Raw genomic sequence first — 13,506 nt, 5'->3', positions numbered from 1 at the left:
GGAGGTGGCGGTTCAGGCCGCCGGGGCGACCGGCACCGTGGCCATCCCGGCCGCCTGGCGCAGCGCCTCGACCATGCTGCCCGCTTCCGCCGTGCCCGTTCCGGCGATGTCGAAGGCGGTGCCGTGGTCGACGGAGGTACGGATGACGGGCAGACCCACGGTGAGGTTGACACCCGCCTCGATGCCCAGGACCTTGACCGGGCCGTGGCCCTGATCGTGGTACATCGCCACGATCAGGTCGTAGTCGCCGCGTGACGCGAGGAAGAAGGCGGTGTCGGCGGGGAGCGGACCCCGGGCGTCGACGCCGTCGGCGCGCAGCTTGTCCAGGGCCGGAACGATCTTCTCGTCCTCCTCGCCGTAGCCGAACAGGCCGTTCTCACCCGCGTGCGGGTTGATGCCGCAGACGCCGATGACGGGGTTCGGGGTGCCGGCACGGACCATCGCCTCGTGGCCGCGGCGCACGGTGCGCTCGACGAGGCCGGGCTCGATGCGGTGGACGGCGTCGATCAGGCCGATGTGCGTGGTGACGTGGATGACCTTCACCTTCTCGGTGGAGAGCATCATCGAGACCTCCTCGGTCCCGGTCAGATGGGCGAGGAGTTCGGTGTGGCCGGGGTAGAGGTGGCCCGCGGCGTGCAGGGCCTCCTTGTTGAGCGGTGCGGTGCAGATGGCGTGCACCTCGCCCGCCACGGCGAGTTCGGCGGCGCGCCTGATGAACGCGTACGCGGCGTCCCCCGCGACCGGCGACAGCCTGCCCCAGGGCAGATCGGCGGGGAGCAGCCCGAGGTCGACCACGTTGACGCGGCCGGGTGTGAACTCCGCGTCGCGCGGATGGTCGACGGCGGCGATCTCGCAGTCCAGGCCGAGGACGCGGGCGGCCTCGCGCAGCCGCCGCGCGTCACCGATGACGACGGGGCGGCAGCGGGTCAGGACGGCGTCGTCGAGCAGGGCCGCGACGACGACCTCGGGACCGATACCGGCACCGTCGCCCATGGTGACGGCGATGAGGGGGAGGGGGGTGGGCATGAGGGCAACTCCTAGGCGGGAGGCGGGAGGCGGGAGGCGAGGCGGGGGCGGGCGGCAGGAGGCGGACGGTGAGGTTCGGGCGGCTGCCGTGGTGGCAGCCGGACGGGGCCGCGGCGCGGCGGCGAGTACCCGGCACCGTCGATGGACAACACGGTCGGGCCCAGTGAGGATCATGGCATAAGCTGCGTGAACTGCGCGATACATCTTGCGTGATTTACGCAACCATGCGAGCGTTCCCATGGCGCCGACGGCCGCCACCCATGGGCCGTGTCGCCGTCATGGACGCGGCGCGGACCGGCTTACCCAGCAGATCGCCTCGTACCGCACTCGGCCGCCGCGCGGTGCGTCGCCGGCAGCCACCGCGGCGACCGGTCGGGGCCACGGAGCCGCACGGCGCCATGGGCGATGCGCACATCACGCATGTGATCGCCTACCAGTACGACCGCACCACCCGTCTCACCCGCACCACGCACCACCGCCTCGGAAGGAACCCGCCCGTGACCGTCGGTCTCGCACTCCCGCATGTGCCCGTTACGTTGTCCCCTCTCGTCCTCGGGACGATGACCTTCGGCGACACCGCCGACCGCGCGACGGCCGCGGCGATGGTGGACGCCGCACTCGACGCGGGCATCACCGGCGTGGACACCGCCAACGGCTACGCGGGCGGTGAGAGCGAGCGCATCCTGGCCGAGCTGCTGCCGGGCCGCCGTGACCGGGTGGTCCTCGCCACCAAGGCCGGTATCCCGCACCCCGACCAGGGCGAGCACGCGCCGCTCTCCCCCGAGGGCCTGCGTGCCGCGCTCGACGGGAGCCTCAGGCGCCTGGGCACCGACCACGTCGACCTCTTCTATCTGCACCAGCCGGACCGCGCGACACCGCTCGGCGCGACCCTGGCGACCGTCGCCGAGTTCGTACGGGAGGGCAAGGTCCTCGCCCTCGGCGTCTCCAACTTCGCCGCCTGGCAGATCGCCGAGCTGAACCGCGTGGCCGACGAGGTCGGCGCCCCCTGCCCCGTCGTCGCCCAGCAGCTCCACAACCTCCTCGCGCGCCGCATCGAGGAGGAGTACGTCGAATTCGCCGCCAGTACCGGACTGCGCACGGTGGTCTACAACCCGCTCGGCGGCGGGCTGCTCACCGGTCGCCACCGCTTCGATCAGCTCCCGGAGGGCGGACGCTTCGGCGACTCCAAGGTGGCCGCGATGTACCGCGAGCGGTACTGGAACGAAGAGGTGTTCCACGCCGTCACCGACCTCACCCGCATCGCCTCCGAGGCGGGCCTGCCGCTGACCGACCTGGCCCTGCGCTGGCTGCTGTCCCGGCCCTCCACCGACGCGCTGCTGCTGGGCGGCTCCAAGGTCGAGCACCTGAAGGCCAACATCGCCGCCGCGTCCGCGGGCCCGCTGCCCGCGGACGTCCTGACCGCCTGCGACGAGGTCGGCGCCCGGCTGCGCGGCCCGATGCCCGCCTACAACCGCTGACCCTGCCCGCCCACCTCGCAACGTCGCAAGGGAGACACACATGGCCACCGGCCGCACCTCCGCCCAGTTCATCGCCGCACTGCGCGCTCGTGAGCAGCTCATCGGCTACTGGTCCCTGCTCGATTCGCCGGTCGCCGCCGAGCGCCTCGCCCGCGTCGGCTACGACTACCTGGCCTTCGACGCCCAGCACGGCCTCTTCGGCTACCAGGGCATGCTGAACAACCTCCTCGCCACCGACACCAAGGGCAGCACCGCCGTCGGCATGGTGCGCGTCGAGGCCAATGACCTCACCTACATCGGCAAGGCGCTCGACGCGGGCGCGAGCGCCGTGATCGTCCCGATGATCGACAACGCCCAGGACGCCGCCGACGCCGTGGCCGCCGTCCGCTACCCGCCGCTGGGCCGCCGCTCGTACGGTCCGATGCGCGCCCAGCTGCGCATCGGCCCGAACCCGGCCGACACCCACGACCAGACCGCCGTCCTCGCGATGATCGAGACGGCCGACGGCCTGGCCAACCTCGAGGAGATCTGCGCGACCCCCGGCCTGGACGGTGTCTACGTCGGCCCGTCCGATCTGCGCCTGGCCATCGGCGGAGCGACGTCCACCGACCCCGCCGTACAGGACGAGTTCGAGCAGGCCCTCGCCCGCGTCCGCAAGGCGGCCGAGGCGGTGGGCATCGCGGCCGGCATCCACAACGCCGACGGCGAGAGCGCCGCCCGTCGGCTCGCCGAGGGCTTCACGTTCGCGACGGTCGCGGCCGACGTCGTGCACCTCCAGCAGATCGCGACGTCCCACCTCCGGGCGGCACGCGGCGAGGCCCGCTGATGCCGACCACGCTCATCACCACTCCCACCTTCGCCCGGCATGCGGCGCGCCCCTGGCAGATCCTGGAGGAGGCCGGAGCGGGTCCCCTGCGCCCCCGCGAGGACGCGGCGCTGCCCACCGCCGAACTCCTGTCGCACGCGGCCGAAGCCGATGCGCTGATCGTCGGCATGGACCCCATCACCGCCGAGGTGATGGACGCCGCACCCCGCCTCAAGGTGATCGCCAAGCACGGTGTCGGCGTCGACACCATCGACGTGGCCGCCGCCCACGCGCGCGCGATCCCGGTGGTGTGCGCGCCGGGCAGCAACTCGCGTGCGGTGGCGGAGTACACCTTCGGTCTGCTGCTGTCCGCGACCCGCTCCCTGACCGCCTCGCACACCGCGGTGGCGGCGGGCGGGTGGCCGAAGCTGTTCGGCCCCGAACTGCACGGCAAGACGCTGGGCATCGTCGGCTTCGGCCGCATCGGCCGCCTGCTGGCGGGCTACGCCCGTGCCTTCGGGATGGACCTGCTCGCCCACGACCCGTACGTCTCCGAGGCCGACATCCGCGCGCACGGCGCCGAACCGGCCGCGCTCGACGCCCTGCTGGCGCGCGCCGACGCCATCAGCCTGCACACTCCGCCCGACCCGTCGGGCACCCCGCTGCTCGACCGCTCCCGCCTGGCGGCGATGAAGCCGGGCGCGATCCTGGTCAACGCCGCGCGCGGCGGCCTCATCGACGAACGCGCGCTCGCCGATCTGCTCGGCTCCGGGCACCTGGGAGCCGCGGCCCTCGACGCGTTCAGCACCGAGCCGCTGCCCGCCGGCCATCCGCTGCGCGAGGCCCCGCGCACCGTCCTCACCTCGCACATGGCCGCCTGCACGCCCGAGGCCAACCAGGCCATGGGCGCGATGGTGGCCGAGGACGTCGTCCGCGTACTGGCGGGTGCGGAGCCGCACCACCCGGCGCGCTGAGACGCGGCGGCACACGGCACCACGACACGCGGCGGCACACCGCACCACAACACGCCCCCACACGACCCCTGTCCCTATTCCGGATACCGGCGACGGCGCCGGAAGATCCTCTAAGGACCCGCTATGTCCACCACGACCGACGGCGCCACGGCGGCGCCGCCACCCGCGCAGACCGACCCGTACGCGCTGCGCGCCGAAGACGCCCGCCCGGCCCCCGAGACCTTCCGCGGCCGACTGCGCCACCTCGGCCCCGGGCTCGTGCTGTCCGCCGCCGTCGTCGGCTCCGGTGAGCTGATCACCACCACCTCGCTCGGTGCGAAGGCCGGGTTCGCCCTGCTGTGGCTGGTGATCGTCTCGACCGCGGTCAAGGTGTGGGTGCAGATGGAGCTGGCCCGCTGGACCATCCTCAACGGCCGGCCCGCGCTCGACGGGTTCCGCGACGTGGGCCCCCGGATCGGCCCGCTGAGCTGGATCAACTGGCTCTGGATCGGCATGGACTTCGCCAAGATGTTCCAGCGCGGCGGCATCATCGGCGGCACCGCGGCCGCCTGCTCGATCCTGCTGCCGATCCACGGGGCCTCGCTGAGCACATCGTCGCTGACGATCTGGGCCCTCATCGTGACCGGTGCCGCCATCCTCATCCTGCAGACGGGCAAGTATCCCGTCGTCGAGCGGGTCGAGATCGTCGGCATCACCCTCAAGACGATCATCACCTTCGGCCTGGCCCTCGCCCTGCCGTTCACGGCCTTCGGGTACGGCCCCGAGCAGTTCGCCGACGGGCTGAGCTTCCAGATCCCCGCGGGCACGGTCGGCATCGCGCTCGCCATGTTCGGTATCACCGGCGTCGGCGCCGACGAGATGACGACGTACACCTACTGGTGTCTGGAGAAGGGCTACGCCCGCTGGACCGGGCCCGACGACGGCAGCGAGCAGCGCGCCCGGCGGGCCGAGGGCTGGCTCAAGGTCATGCGGCTCGACGTGGGCGTCTCCTGGGTCGTGTGCACCATCTGCACCCTGTCCTTCTACGTGATCGGCGCCTCGGTGCTCCATCCGCAGGGCCTGGTGCCCGAGGGCAACGACATGATCACCACGCTGTCGCACATCTACACCGACACGCTGGGCCCCTGGGCGGAGTACCTGTTCCTGGGCGGCGCGATCGCCGTCCTCTTCTCGGTCACCGTCGCCTCGTCGGCCAGCGTTCCCCGCCTGTGGACCAACACCCTCGGGCTGCTCGGGGTGGTCGACTGGCACGACATGCGCTCGCGCACGCGCACCATCCGCATCCTCACCTGCTGTCTGCCCCCGGTGTGGATGTGCATCTTCCTGTGGGTCCAGTCCCCGGTCCTGATGGTGCAGATCGGCGGCATCGGTGGTGGCATCTTCCTGCTCGCGGTCGTCGTCGCGGTCTGGCGCCTGCGCTACACCGGTGTCCCGCCCCGCTTCCGCGCCAACCCCTGGCTGACCGCCGCCCTCGTCATGAGCAGTGTGGCGATCGCCTTCCTCGGGGTGTACGGGGTGCTCGACACGCTCGAGCTCACGCCCGGGAGCTGAACCGGCGGCGGGATGTGCTCGTGCCGCCCGGCACCGCACATCGCCGTCCCCTGCGCCCCGCCATGCCGGTGCCCGCCTGTCCACGGAGGCGGCGACACCGGGCGGACATGGCGGGGCGTCGGTGGTGAACTGCCGCTTTCCCACGCCGAGGCAAACAGGGTCCTGGACCAGCGCGCTGGTCGAAGCCGGTGAGAAGCCCGCCGAGACCGTCAAGGCCGCCGATGCCACCTTGCTGGACGTCCGCCCGGACGAGGTGGAACTCGCCGACGGCAGAGTCCGGGACGCACCGCTCTGCCCGGGGATCGAGCTGGCCGCAAGGCGTACGCGATGGTGCGGCTACGTTCGTCCCTCGCGCCTCTCCGACGCGATCGCCGAACTGGCGGAGACCCGCGGGGGCGGCAAGGTCATCGCGGGCGGGCAGTCGCTGACACCGGTGCTCGCCCTGCGGCTCGCCCGCCCCGACACGCTGATCGACATCAACTCCGTCGAAGAGCTCGGCGCGCTGAACCGGTCCGGGCCGGCCCTGCACATCGGCGCGACCGTGACGCAGCGCCGTGTGGAGCGGGACCCGCTCGGCGCGGGTGTCCCCCCGGAGCTGCCGCGGACGCCGTCACCGAAGCCGACATCCGGGCAGGCGCCGTCCGGGCCGGTGAAGACCCCCAGAGCCCTGAGCACGTCCAATCCGACACTCGGGATGGCCGCGGTGTTCGGCTCGTTCGCCGTCACCGTGGTCATGCGTCCCGCCGGTGGCGCGCTCTTCGGCGAAGTGGCCGACCGCAGAGGCCGCAAGATGGCCATGGTCGTGGTGATGAGCGGCGTGGGCCCGACCACGGCGGCCTCCGATGGGAATCGGCCGCCCAGGCCCTGGACCTGCCGCCGCGTGTGGTGGCGGATCAGCTGATGACCGAGTTCCGGCGCCGGGGCGGGTGAGACGAAGTCCGCTCAGGCGCGCCGCAGCGTCGCGGTGGCGATCTCCAGGAAGTCGCGCAGCGGTTGCTTCTCGCGCCCGTCCGCGGCGACGGCCAGGCAGGTCTCGGCCCCTGGGGCGTCCGTGACGGGGAGGTGGACGAGGTCGGGGCGGGAGTAGGAGCGCGCGGCGCTCATGGAGACGAGCGCGATACCGTGCCCGGCGGCGATGAGCTCGAACTTCTCCTCGATCGAGGACATCGGCCGTGTCGTCGCGGTGATCATCTTCTCGCCGTCGAGGTCGGCGCAGATGAGCTTCTCGCGGCGCGCCAGCGGATGCGTCGCGGGCATGCAGGCGACCCTGGGCTCGTGCCCGATGGGGATGGTACGCAACCCCGAGTCGTCGAAGGGCTGTCGCAGGTATGCGACCTGGGCCCGGCCGTCCCGGAGCGGCGCGTCCGGTTGCCACCAGTGGGCGGGGACGACGTCGGTCTCGACGTCCGGGTGGCGCGATGTGAAGGCCCGGATCGCGGCCGACACACGCAGCCCGGGGGAGAAGGCGACAACGAGGCGCTGGGCACCCCGTTCGGCGTCGTGTACGCGCCGCACCGCCGCGGCGACCGTCCCGAGGATCCGCTGCGCCTCCTCGTGGAGCTGTTTCCCGGCGGGGGTCAGCTCCACGCTGCGAGTGGTCCGTACGAGCAGGGCGCACTCCAACTCCTGCTCGAAAGCCTTGATTTGGCGGCTGAGGACCGGTTGGGCGATGAAGAGCTGCTCCGCGGCCCGGCCGAAGTGCCGGTGCTCGGCCACCGCGGCGAAATAGCGGAGCTTGCGCAGATCGAGATCCATGCCCTTAAGGTATCAATTGCCGGAGAAGGTATTGGACGCTACGGGGCGCCCGCCCCGAGACTCATAACATGATCGTTATTACCGCTCCCACCGGCCAGATCGGCAGCCGGGTCATGGGAATCCTGCTCAACGAGGCCCCCAAGCGCGGCGAAGAGCTGCGGGTCATCGTGCGCGACCCGGGGAAGCTCCCCGACGCCGTCCGCGACCGCGTCGACGTCGTCACCGGCTCGCACGGTGACGCCGAGGTCGTCGACCGGGCCTTCGCCGGTGCGGACGCCGTCTTCTGGCTGGCCCCGCCACACCCGCGGGCGCCGAGTCTGGACGCCGTCTACTCCGGGTTCACACGCGCCGCCGCGAAGGCGTTCACGGTCCACGGGGTCGGACACGTCGTCGGCGTCTCGGCGCTCGGCCGCGGCACACCCGCCGCCGGCCGCGCCGGGCATGTGACGGCCTCGCTGGCCATGGACGACCTCATCGCGGGGACGGGCGTGGCCTACCGGGCGCTCGCCTGCCCCAGCTTCATGGACAACCTGCTGCGGCAGGTGGCCTCGATCCGCGACGACGGCGTGTTCACCGACACCGCCGCCGCCGACCGCGGGGCACCGACGGCCGCCACCGGAGACATCGCCGCGGCCGCCGCCGGGCTGCTGCTCGACCGCTCGTGGTCGGGCACGGGCGAGGTCCCGGTGCTGGGCCCCGAGGACCTTTCGGCGAACGACATGGCGCGCATCATGTCCGAGGTGCTCGGCCGCTCGATCCGCTACCGGCGGCAGTCGCTGGAGGACCTGCGCGCCGCACTCACCGGACGCGGCATGGGGGAGGCGCTCGTGCAGGGCTACGTCGACATGATGCGCTCCAAGGACGAGGGCATCGACGCGGGCGTGCGGCGCACCCCTCGGACCGCCAGTCCGACGACCTTCCGCCAGTGGTGCGAAGAGGTCCTCAAGCCGGCGGTCCAGGCGTGAGCGCCCCCAAGACCGCTCTCATCGTCGGCGCGTCCCGCACCCTCGGACTCGGCCTCGCCACCGAGTACGCGCACCGCGGCTGGAACGTCATCGGTACGGTCCGGGGCGAGCGGCGCACCGGACTCCACGACCTGGCCGAGGCATCCGGGGGCCGGGTCACGGTCGAGTCGGTGGACATGACGAAGCCGGACGAGGTCGCCGCGCTGCGCGAGCGCCTGGCGGAGCGCACGCTGGACCTGCTGTTCGTCAACGCCGCCATCACCCGGGGCAACGTACCGATCGGCGACGTACCGACGGAGATGTTCACCGAGGTCATGGTCACCAACGCACTCAGCCCGATGCGCGTGGTCGAATCCCTCCGCTCGCTGGTCGCCCCGACCGGGACCATCGGCGTCATGTCCTCGCGCCAGGGCAGCCTCGGCCTGAACACCAAGGGCGGCCAGGACGTCTACCGCGCCAGCAAGTCCGCCCTGAACCAGCTGATGCGCAGCTACGCCGCCCGGTACGCCGAAGCCGCGCACACGCTGCTGCTGATGTGCCCCGGCCACGTCCGCACCGAACTCGGCGGGCCGGACGCACCGCTGACCATCGACCAGTCCATCCCGGGCGTGGTGGACACGATCGACCGCCACAGCGGCGAACCGGGCCTGAAATTCCTCAACCACCAGGACCAGCTCGTGCCCTGGTAGCCCGGGTAGTAGCCTCCGGGTAGTAGCCGCCGCACCCGGGGTGCGGCGGCACCCGGGCTCTTCCCTCAACCGGCCCGCATCCTCTCGTACAGGGCCGGGTCGTGGGCGCAGATGATCGTCAGGTCGGGTTCCGCGCGCCGGTGCAGTTCGCCGAGGCGGGCGTGGTTGGCGCGGACCTGTTTCAGGTCGTACGCGACGGCCGCTTCCATGGCGCGGAGGGCAGCGGGCACGGGGGCGCGGCCGTCGAGGGTGCCGGGGTGGTAGAAGGCGTCGCCGGCGTGCAGGATCCAGTGGGTGCCGGTGTCGACCGCGACGCAGGCGTGGCCGCGGGTGTGGCCGGGGAGGGAGACCAGGACGACGCCGGGCGCCACGGAGTCGAGCTCCTTGGCGGCGGCGAACCCGCGCCACGCCTCGCCGTCCGGGCTGTGTTCGACGATGCTCGGGCCGTGGGCCCACTGGGCGGGGCGGAAGCGGAGGCGTTCGCGCCAGGAGGGGGCGTGGATGGCGCCGTGTGCCTCGGCCGCGGTGACGTGGACGCCGGCGTGCGGAAAGTCGGCGAGGCCACCGATATGGTCGGCGTCGAAGTGGGTGAGGACGATGTGGCGGACGTCGTCGCGGCGGAAGCCGAGCCGTTCGACCTGGTGGGCGGCGGTTTCTTCGGGGTCCAGGGCCGGTTTGACGTAGTGGCGGGCCGGGCCCACGCGGCGGCCATGGCTGGCGATGTCCATGAGACCGAAGCCGGAGTCGACGAGCACGAGTCCCTGTGCGTCCGTCTCGAGAAGGAGGACGTGGCAGACCAGCCGCGGTCCGCCGCGCAGACGCATGGTGCCGCAGTTGAGGTGGTGGACCTTCACGACAGGTCGGCCTTCGGCGTGTTGACGAGGGCGGGGTGTGGGGCGCCGCCGGTTTCCTTGAGGAGTCCGCGCAGACAGCGGACGGCCAGGAGCCAGTTGCGCGGGTTGCGCGGGTTCAGGCCGCCGATCAGCTGTTTCAGCAGTGTGAGGCTGTCGAAGTAGATCCGCTCGCAGACGAGGTTCTCAGCCCCGTCCCCGCCGTCGCCGAAGATGAAGTACGCGGTCATGCGGACACGGAAGCGGTTTCCGGTGGCCGGGATCGCGCCGAGCGGGCCGAGGTGCGTGCCCAGCAGCCAGAATTCGACGATCACGGCGTCGCCGCTGTGGCGCAGGGCGATGATCTCGTGGTCCTGGTCGGGGAAGGCGCGGCGGCTGTCGCGGTAGTAGCCGCGCACGGCCGCGTCGCCGTCGTGGACCGTCATCGTGGGGATGAGTTCGTAGCGCGGATGCGGGAAGGTGGCCAGGACGTCGTCCCACTCCTGGCGGACCTCGTCGTGGAAGTGGTCCAGGACCAGCTTCTGGCGGGCCGCGAGGATCTCGTCGCTGATCACGGTGGTCATCGGTGGGTCACTGCCTTGTGGGTGAAGGTGGGCCTGGTGCCGGGGTTGGTCCAGGCGGCGGTCAGTTCGCTGGAGGGGAAGAACTGCGGGAAGCGGGGGTCGGCCTGGGCGCGGTCGACGAGTGTTTTCTCGATGATGAGCGAGTTGTACTGCTCGGCCGTCGTCTCGATGGTGTTGGCGTTCAGAACGACCTCCTGCTGCCAGGCGCGAGCCCAGCGGGCGATGCCGGGCATGCGGGAGTGCTCGGGGGTCAGGCACTCGGCGGCGATGGCGTTCTCGCTGGACGCCCAGATGCCGCTGGAGGTGTTCAGCAGGAGCGTCTGGTTGCCCAGCACATGGCCGGGGGTGGAGATGACCGCGACACCGGGGCCGAGGAGCAGCGAGCCGTCGGCGGCGGACAAGGCCTCGGGCCGTACATCCCGATAGGCCTCGGGCTGGTACCAGGGCCGCTGGAGCGGGTGGAGCTCGGACATGGCCAGCAGCTCATGCCGTTGCACGATCACCTTGGCGCGGGGGAACGCGGGCTCGACCGGACCGTCGCCGAAATCCGGCTGGGGTGTGCTGGTGCCGATCCACCGGCGCAGGTCCTGGGTGTGCAGATGGTCGAAGAGGAGATAGTCGACGTCCTCGGGCGCGATGCCGAGCCGGGCCAGATGCCCGAGGACGGTGCCGTGTTCGGTGACCATCAGGGATCGCGCCGGGCCGGGTGTGCGGCGGGCCAGCGCGGCGAAGTACGGGGTGTTGCGGCCGAGTTGGACATCGCTCGGCTCGAACAGGAGCACCCGCCGCCGCCCGTCGCCCTCGGTCCAGCGGATGACGAGCATGCGGTTGGTGATGGCGAGGAACGGGGCGATGGCCCGGGAGGCGCGGAAGAGGCCGAATCTCGTCGGATAGGGCAGGGTCACCAGGTCGCAGGTGGTGACGGTGTCCGGGGTACCGGTCGCCGCGAACTCGGTACGCAGCGCCTCCGCCCGCGCACGGGCCCACACGAGCTGTGCGCCGTAGCCGCCGGGTACGTCCGCGAGGCCGTCGAGGGTGGTGATCGGGGTGCCGGGCGTGGACAAGTCGAGGACATCGGTGTCCTGCCAGGCGAGTTTCATCGATCGAGTCCCTTCTTCCCTGGTCAGCTCGTGAACCCTGTGCGATCGCCCACGGTGACACTTGCACTGCAAGTCTCGTGGGCCGGAACGCTAGACTTGCGGCGTAAGTGATGTCAAGGGAAGGTGACGCATGACGGCGCGAGGAACCGGCCGTGGCAGGCGGGTCGGCCTGACCCGTGAAAAGGTGATCGCGGCAGCGGTGACGATGATCGACCGCGATGGCCCCGACGCCTTCTCCCTGCGCAAACTGGCCACGGAGCTCGACATCGAGAACATGTCGCTCTACAACCACGTACCGAACAAGGAGGCCCTTCTCGACGGCGTCGCCGAAGCGCTCTTGGCCGGTATCGCCTTTCCCGAGGGGGAGGGCGGATCATGGCAGAAGCGGATCCGGGCGCACGCCGCCGCCTTCCGCGCGGCCGCGAAGGAGCACCCGAAGGCGTTCCCGCTGGTGCTGACCCGGCCCACGCAGTCGCCCGCCGCCCTGGAGGCCATGCGCTCCACGCTGTCCTGCCTCGACGAACTCCGCCTCGCCCCCGAGGAGATGGTCCACGTCCTGCGCGGCTACACCGCCTTCATGGTCGGCTCGATCATGCGTGAACTGGGTTACGCCATCTATCTGGGCGCCATGGACAGCGACCAGGTCCAGCAGCGCACCGAAGCCATCGCGGCCTCCGGCGACCCGATTCTGACCGCGACGGCGCCCTATCTGGCCGACAGCGATCACGACGCGGAGTTCCAGTACGGGCTGGAGCTGATGATCTCCGGCCTGGCCGCCAAGGTCGGCGTCCCCTACGAGGCCCCAGCCGCGCGTATCAGCTTGATCTGATGTGTCACGAGTGGGTATCCGTCTCGCGGTGGGGCGCCCACCTGGGGATGTGTGGTGACGCGGCTCGCCTAGAGTGCCGGTCATGTCCCAAACAAAGATCTTCAAGAACCTTGCTCACCACCCGCAGTCCGCCTCGACGTCGTCTCGGCGAATGAAGAAGACCCTGATCGCGGCCGTCGGCATCGGCATGGCCGTCGCGTTGAGCGGATGCAACGAGGACACCGGCAGCGGCACGGACAAGGACACCGGCGCCGCGGAGTCGAAGGCGCCTTCCGCGGGGTCGTCCAAGTCCTCCGCCCCGGAGAGCCCCTCGGGCGATCAGCCGTTGTTCACGGGGTGGCAGACGCAGACCTCGCAGAAGCACCACTTCCGTTACGACGTGCCCGCCAAGGCCGAGAAGTGGAAGATCCTGGATGAGGAGACGGCCCTCTCCTACACGGACAAGAACGGCCAGCCGATCGTCGTCATGACCGCGGCCGGCAACTACCGTGAGGGCGGCTGCGCGTCGAGTCCCAATCCCAAGGCATTTGGTGAGGCGGGGAAGGGGCAGCTCGCCACCGTCGGCACCACGGGCGGCGGCAAGGACGGCACGCTCCAGGAGAACGCCCGCAACTGGGCGGGCAACTGGGGCTTCGCCGCGTACGGCGGTGCGGACCACAAGCCCAAGATCAAGGTCAGTGAGGCCAAGCCGTGGAAGCAAGGGGGTATTGAGGGCTACACCGCGACCGCCCAGGTCACCGTCACCAACCGCCCGAGCTCCTGCGTTCCGCCGAAGGCCGTCGTGCACAGCGTCGCGCAGAAGCTCCCCGACGGGACGATGCACGGTTGGGTGATCTACGCGGACCAAGGAGTTCCGAAGGCGCTGACGGACACCCAGCTCAAGAAGATCATGAGTACCGTCCGGTCCACCGGCAGCTGAC

14 protein-coding genes are annotated in these 13,506 nt (G+C 71.2%); 9 read left to right on the top strand and 5 right to left on the bottom strand.

The window, feature by feature from the left end; translation table 11 throughout:
* Positions 1-12 precede the first annotated feature (12 nt).
* A complete protein-coding gene (gene pdxA, locus ACMTAK_RS04470; RefSeq protein WP_413804916.1) occupies positions 13-1,026 on the bottom strand; it encodes a 4-hydroxythreonine-4-phosphate dehydrogenase PdxA in 1,014 nt (337 codons plus the stop codon).
* A gap of 497 nt (positions 1,027-1,523) precedes the next feature.
* On the opposite strand from pdxA, the gene ACMTAK_RS04465 reads away from it, so the two are divergent.
* The 5 genes from ACMTAK_RS04465 (at position 1,524) to ACMTAK_RS04445 (ending at position 6,735) form a co-directional block, all read left to right on the top strand.
* Positions 1,524-2,504: an aldo/keto reductase gene (locus tag ACMTAK_RS04465; RefSeq protein WP_413812797.1), complete on the top strand. Its 981-nt coding sequence runs from the start codon at positions 1,524-1,526 to the stop codon at positions 2,502-2,504.
* A gap of 40 nt (positions 2,505-2,544) precedes the next feature.
* The gene (locus ACMTAK_RS04460) at positions 2,545-3,330 is read left to right on the top strand and encodes an HpcH/HpaI aldolase family protein (RefSeq protein WP_413804915.1); all 786 of its coding nucleotides are present in this window, start codon (positions 2,545-2,547) and stop codon (positions 3,328-3,330) included.
* The gene (locus ACMTAK_RS04455) at positions 3,330-4,283 is read left to right on the top strand and encodes a phosphoglycerate dehydrogenase (protein ID WP_413804914.1); all 954 of its coding nucleotides are present in this window, start codon (positions 3,330-3,332) and stop codon (positions 4,281-4,283) included. The genes ACMTAK_RS04460 and ACMTAK_RS04455 overlap by 1 nt, the downstream gene beginning before the upstream one ends.
* 123 nt (positions 4,284-4,406) lie before the next feature.
* Entirely contained in the window at positions 4,407-5,834 is a 1,428-nt protein-coding gene (locus tag ACMTAK_RS04450; protein ID WP_413804913.1) for an Nramp family divalent metal transporter, read from the top strand.
* A 124-nt stretch (positions 5,835-5,958) separates the two neighbouring features.
* Positions 5,959-6,735, top strand: a complete 777-nt coding sequence (locus ACMTAK_RS04445) for an FAD binding domain-containing protein (RefSeq protein ID WP_413804912.1) — start codon at positions 5,959-5,961, stop codon at positions 6,733-6,735.
* A 41-nt stretch (positions 6,736-6,776) separates the two neighbouring features.
* Here ACMTAK_RS04445 and ACMTAK_RS04440 read toward each other — a convergent pair whose 3' ends face one another.
* The gene (locus ACMTAK_RS04440; protein WP_413804911.1) at positions 6,777-7,589 is read right to left on the bottom strand and encodes a LysR family transcriptional regulator; all 813 of its coding nucleotides are present in this window, start codon (positions 7,587-7,589) and stop codon (positions 6,777-6,779) included.
* Between the two features lie 68 nt (positions 7,590-7,657).
* On the opposite strand from ACMTAK_RS04440, the gene ACMTAK_RS04435 reads away from it, so the two are divergent.
* Both ACMTAK_RS04435 and ACMTAK_RS04430 read left to right on the top strand, forming a co-directional pair.
* Positions 7,658-8,554, top strand: a complete 897-nt coding sequence (locus ACMTAK_RS04435) for an NAD(P)H-binding protein (protein ID WP_413804910.1) — start codon at positions 7,658-7,660, stop codon at positions 8,552-8,554.
* Complete coding sequence (locus ACMTAK_RS04430; RefSeq protein ID WP_413804909.1) at positions 8,551-9,243, top strand: SDR family NAD(P)-dependent oxidoreductase; 693 nt, start codon at positions 8,551-8,553, stop codon at positions 9,241-9,243. Before ACMTAK_RS04435 ends, ACMTAK_RS04430 begins: the two co-directional genes overlap by 4 nt.
* Before the next feature lie 65 nt (positions 9,244-9,308).
* Here ACMTAK_RS04430 and ACMTAK_RS04425 read toward each other — a convergent pair whose 3' ends face one another.
* The 3 genes from ACMTAK_RS04425 to ACMTAK_RS04415 are packed head-to-tail and all read right to left on the bottom strand — an operon-like array spanning position 9,309 to position 11,757.
* Positions 9,309-10,097: an MBL fold metallo-hydrolase gene (locus ACMTAK_RS04425; RefSeq protein ID WP_413804908.1), complete on the bottom strand. Its 789-nt coding sequence runs from the start codon at positions 10,095-10,097 to the stop codon at positions 9,309-9,311.
* Positions 10,094-10,657: an ester cyclase gene (locus ACMTAK_RS04420; protein ID WP_413804907.1), complete on the bottom strand. Its 564-nt coding sequence runs from the start codon at positions 10,655-10,657 to the stop codon at positions 10,094-10,096. The genes ACMTAK_RS04425 and ACMTAK_RS04420 overlap by 4 nt, the downstream gene beginning before the upstream one ends.
* Positions 10,654-11,757, bottom strand: a complete 1,104-nt coding sequence (locus tag ACMTAK_RS04415) for an MBL fold metallo-hydrolase (protein WP_413804906.1) — start codon at positions 11,755-11,757, stop codon at positions 10,654-10,656. Before ACMTAK_RS04415 ends, ACMTAK_RS04420 begins: the two co-directional genes overlap by 4 nt.
* Positions 11,758-11,887: 130 nt before the next feature.
* Here ACMTAK_RS04415 and ACMTAK_RS04410 point away from each other — a divergent pair, with 130 nt between their 5' ends.
* Entirely contained in the window at positions 11,888-12,586 is a 699-nt protein-coding gene (locus ACMTAK_RS04410) for a TetR/AcrR family transcriptional regulator C-terminal domain-containing protein (protein ID WP_413804905.1), read from the top strand.
* An 82-nt stretch (positions 12,587-12,668) separates the two neighbouring features.
* Positions 12,669-13,505: a hypothetical protein gene (locus ACMTAK_RS04405; protein WP_413804904.1), complete on the top strand. Its 837-nt coding sequence runs from the start codon at positions 12,669-12,671 to the stop codon at positions 13,503-13,505.
* Position 13,506 lies beyond the last annotated feature (1 nt).

The organism is Streptomyces lacaronensis (genome assembly GCF_047337785.1).
GTDB lineage: Bacteria > Actinomycetota > Actinomycetes > Streptomycetales > Streptomycetaceae > Streptomyces > Streptomyces lycopersici.
This window is presented reverse-complemented; position numbering and strand designations above follow the sequence as displayed.

What these genes read in the sequence shown, in the direction of transcription:
- pdxA (WP_413804916.1), bottom strand. Translation starts at nt 1,026, where the DNA reads ATGCCCACCCCCCTCCCCCTCATCGCCGTCACCATGGGCGACGGTGCC.
- ACMTAK_RS04420 (WP_413804907.1), bottom strand. Translation starts at nt 10,657, where the DNA reads ATGACCACCGTGATCAGCGACGAGATCCTCGCGGCCCGCCAGAAGCTG.
- ACMTAK_RS04460 (WP_413804915.1), top strand. Translation starts at nt 2,545, where the DNA reads ATGGCCACCGGCCGCACCTCCGCCCAGTTCATCGCCGCACTGCGCGCT.
- ACMTAK_RS04435 (WP_413804910.1), top strand. Translation starts at nt 7,658, where the DNA reads ATGATCGTTATTACCGCTCCCACCGGCCAGATCGGCAGCCGGGTCATG.
- ACMTAK_RS04405 (WP_413804904.1), top strand. Translation starts at nt 12,669, where the DNA reads ATGTCCCAAACAAAGATCTTCAAGAACCTTGCTCACCACCCGCAGTCC.
- ACMTAK_RS04415 (WP_413804906.1), bottom strand. Translation starts at nt 11,757, where the DNA reads ATGAAACTCGCCTGGCAGGACACCGATGTCCTCGACTTGTCCACGCCC.
- ACMTAK_RS04410 (WP_413804905.1), top strand. Translation starts at nt 11,888, where the DNA reads ATGACGGCGCGAGGAACCGGCCGTGGCAGGCGGGTCGGCCTGACCCGT.
- ACMTAK_RS04440 (WP_413804911.1), bottom strand. Translation starts at nt 7,589, where the DNA reads ATGGATCTCGATCTGCGCAAGCTCCGCTATTTCGCCGCGGTGGCCGAG.
- ACMTAK_RS04450 (WP_413804913.1), top strand. Translation starts at nt 4,407, where the DNA reads ATGTCCACCACGACCGACGGCGCCACGGCGGCGCCGCCACCCGCGCAG.
- ACMTAK_RS04455 (WP_413804914.1), top strand. Translation starts at nt 3,330, where the DNA reads ATGCCGACCACGCTCATCACCACTCCCACCTTCGCCCGGCATGCGGCG.